Below are 4,113 nucleotides of genomic sequence, written 5' to 3'. Positions count from 1 at the left end.
GTCTTGGGTGTACCCAAATCAAGGGTTAACGCCAAAGAAGATGGCGCATAATTCTCCTTGTAAACATTGGAGCTCGAGTTCCGCCAAAATCCAGTGCCGCCCGTCTTCAGAGCATCTGCTCCAGGATGGTCAGATTGCTCGGAGCTTGCCTTGAGGTTCACACCATCTTGTGGTGTAAAGCGAGATGGCTCCAACAGATTTACTGAACCCGTCTCTGTAGGTATAGTTTGAGAAGGTTGACCGATAATGTTAAAGGCATTGCTTTTGATTGACCCAGCACTGTTATCGAGCGTGATATCGGAAACTAACAGTACATATTGAGCATTGACGGGATCACTCAGCGTCAAATCGGCCTTCTCGTTGTTACTCAGATCCGTCGCTTTTCCAGCACCGGGAATCATGATCCAGGAAGAGCCATGTTCTGTTAGGAGCGGCTTCCTGGTTGCTGATGAGGTTGGCGAGACGGAAGTGCCTTCCTTCAGCTCGTTATATGCCGCAGCATCATTCGTATAGTACAGCTGGTAATTTTTTAGAAACTTGCTGTTGCTGGTCCATTCTAGCTGGATCTGGCTAACCGTAATGTTTTTCTCCAGTTTGACGGCAGCCCAATATTGATATCCTTCTGTTTTGGTCAATGAACTGTTCGCTTGCCATGCTGTATCCGACTGACCGTCGATAAAGTTATTTTTGGTGCCWCCACTTTGAGAAACAACCTTAATTTCCGCACTGGGGACAACTGCCCAGTTTTTAATTCCAGATATATTGACTTCCACATAAGGTTTAATATGGTTGGTATTCGTAATGCCTGTTCCAGTAAATTCCCCATTAATTTTGTAATTTCCCGTGCCGTCCGGATTATACCCCTCCGGGCTCCACGTGACATTTGCTTTTTCAACCTTGCCCGTGCTTAGTGTTACATCCAGTTGTATAGGCAAGCCCAAATCCCCAAATGCTGTGCCTGATGAGGCCGAAACGACCGTTGACCTACTCCAAGCCACAATATCTTTAGGCTGGCTGTTAGGATCCCAACCGTCAGGGAACACATAGGAGCTTGCATTCCTTTTGATTAAGTAAATATCGGACAGATACATCGTTGCAGCCTGAAATTCATCGGCATAAACCGATTCATTCACCGTGTTGTGCATGCCCCGGTACAGTCCCCACTTAGAACGGTTCTGTTGTCCAGGTACGGCAGGCAGATCCACTCGTTCTTTTTTACCCGTATCCGGATTCAAAACCTCGGGGCGTCTCAACGTTTCCGCTGTCATACCGCCTTTCCATAGTTCTGTATTGGTAGCTACATCWACAAGCTTGCCATACACATAGCCTTTATCGGCGCTTAGAATCGTCACTTCCATATCCAGCCAGCGGTCTACGACCTGGTCGAGCGGAATTGTGAACAGCGGCTTAATCCGGTGCGCTTCTTGTCCATCTGGATTGTTTCTGAACTCCAAATAGCCTTTCCCATTGACAGATACTAGCGTAAGAGTCGTCACCGGTTGCCCGGCCTCATCCCCTTCAATCGCCTTTAATTGAAAAATGTGAAAGAATCGCCGAGGAGCAATAAAGTCACCGGCTTCCTTCTCGGCGGTATCCATCTGATACTTTATCGTATCCGAAGGGAGCATCAGCTTCCAATGATGGGTCATTATGTCGCCACCCACGCTATTGGCATCAATATTCGACGCGCTGGTATTGCTCTTAATTTCCAGCCGTTGGCGGTCGCTGTTAACCGCGCCCCGGTCACCGTCGTCCCGGCTCACCCCTTCAGGCGTTTGGAATGGTAAAAATTCATGATAACGCAAAATGTCCGTGTTCAGCTTGTCTAGTCCGGGACTAGCCTCAATCCCGTACTTCGTAAGCGCATTCAGGTCTGTTTTGCCGATTGTCTGCAGATACATGTTATCTCCCAGCCAGGAATCGGGAACACTCTGAGCTGCCGGGTAGTCACCGGAACGGTCATAAACCGACTCAAACCAATCTTTCCCGCTGTAAGATGATGCCTTCCCAGGCCCTTCGATAGATCCTGTCGTGCTGCCAAAACCCATTTTGGAAGCGCCAAGCACGTCCCATGCGTGTTCGCCTGCTTTAATATTCAATGGCGAATATTTGTCATTAGGACCCATAGAGTCTGCTATTGACGTAGGAAGTTCCTTCTCTGCAGTTACGGTAATGGTATATTTCCGACTGTTGCTGCTGTCGTTCTTGTCAGTTAGCACTAGATAGTACAAGGATGTTCCACCCGACGAAAATTGATCAAGTTTGGCATCGCCTATATTGATACCGCTGGTTGCAAACGAAATTGCTGTTGTTTCATCGCTTCTGATAACGGTTGGAGTAACGCCCGGATTCGTCGTTACGTTCAGCATTTGGTACGAAGCGCCGTAGGGCAACGAGATCCCAATGGTTGCATTAGGGACGTCAACTACTGCGTTTACCGGCTTGCTTACTTTGACTTCAAAAAGGCTTAACATCTCTCCCTGTGCGGCATTCGCCGTCGATGCAGAGAACCCAAAGGGGTTCAAAAGCGTAAGTATCATAGCAAATGTTAGAATAGCGCTTACAACTTTCTTCAAAACGTGTTGCGTGAGCATCCTAGTGCCTCCTTATGATAGCTTCAAAAACATACCTACAGCGGGCCAATCAATGAAAGTTATCCCCCCCTTACTTGTAATCAAAGCCTGTTATCCAATTGCTTTCGCCGAAGATTAGAAGCAAGACAAACGGATAATTATCCGTTGTCTGTAAGCACTTACAATCTTTCGGATAGCTTCACTCTATTGCTGTTAATAGAAACAGACAATGGAGATTATTATGGTGGTATGTGTTTTTTTCGGTTTGGTGGTGGTACRTATGTTGTCTGTAGCGGTAAGTTTCGTTTTAATTGTCTTCTCACATTGACCAAATTTTACCACGCAAATTATAATTGAAATAAATTAAACGAAGGCGAGTGATTCTGATGCAAATGCTGATAACTGTGGAGGGAAACGCCTATGTCGTTTAGTTACTATGGAGAACTTTGTACCGAAGTCTATAACCATACCAAAAAAATCGGTCAATCTATCGGCGGTGATTTGGAATATTACCAGACCAAACTCAAACATTGTAAAGGACGTATCCTTGAAGCAATGGTCGGCTCTGGACGTGTGATCATCCCGCTTCTTGAATCAGGGCTTCGCGTAGATGGGGTTGACTATTCTCCCGATATGTTGGCTTCATGCCAATCGCATTGTATGGAACGCGGTTTAGTCACCAATTTGTATGAGTCAAGCCTTCAGGAGCTTTCATTACCCGATAAATATGAGGTTATCCTTATTCCAGCTGGTTCATTTCTGTTAATTGAAAAACGAGAAGAGTCAATTAAAGCCTTGAAACGTCTCTACGATCATCTTCAGCCAGGTGGCCGTCTATTGCTTGATCTTTTTCTGCCCGATACTAACTTTGAGTGTGGCAAATGGGGTGGCACTTCGACATTCAGCTTGCCAGGTGGGGATGTAATCACAATGGAAGGCAAGCAAGTCGAAGCCGATTTGTTCAATCAGTACAAAATTTCCTATATCAAATATGAAAAGTGGCGCAAAGGTGCACTGATCCAAACCGAATTGCAGCGATTTGCGTTACGTTGGTACGGTATCGAGGAATTTAAGCTCGTTTTAGAAAATGTAGGGTTTACGGATGTGGTTGTGTCTGCTGATTATGACTCTGACAAAACCCCGACTAATGCAGAGCAGAATTTTGTATTTGAAGCGGTAAGAAAGTAAACGTCCTGGGGCTGTCTCAAAAGGTCAATAGACCTTGAGGGATCAGCCCTTTGATCACGGTTTAACGCTGAATGACGGGCAGAGCATCGAATCCTAAAAAAGGTATCCACATTGACCCTGATGTCCGTAAGGGGAAATCGTAGCGGGCATTTTCTAATTTGATGCAAAAACTGCATCAAATTTTCGTATTATCAATGGTTTCGGGGTAGCGTCAAGAAGTTTGTGTATTAGGTCTTGTAGGGGTTATTCGTCGGGACGATGAATTAGTTTTTTGGTTTAGTGGATTCAGGGGGATCCCCCTGAAAATTTTGGATTTAATTCCCATTAGTTTAGGGCATGCTCAGGCTCTTCA

Annotated in this window: 2 protein-coding genes; one reads left to right on the top strand and one right to left on the bottom strand. The window is 45.7% G+C overall.

The features are described 5' to 3' along the window. On the bottom strand, positions 1–2,594 hold a 2,594-nt coding region (locus tag AC1DUA_RS26730; protein WP_477502661.1), incomplete at its 3' end, for a discoidin domain-containing protein. Between the two features lie 399 nt (positions 2,595–2,993). Between AC1DUA_RS26730 and AC1DUA_RS26725 the strand changes: the two genes are divergently transcribed. Continuing rightward, positions 2,994–3,761: a class I SAM-dependent methyltransferase gene (locus AC1DUA_RS26725; RefSeq protein ID WP_477502660.1), complete on the top strand. Its 768-nt coding sequence runs from the start codon at positions 2,994–2,996 to the stop codon at positions 3,759–3,761. Positions 3,762–4,113 lie beyond the last annotated feature (352 nt).

The organism is Paenibacillus sp. 01T422 (assembly GCF_056398785.1).
This window is presented reverse-complemented; position numbering and strand designations above follow the sequence as displayed.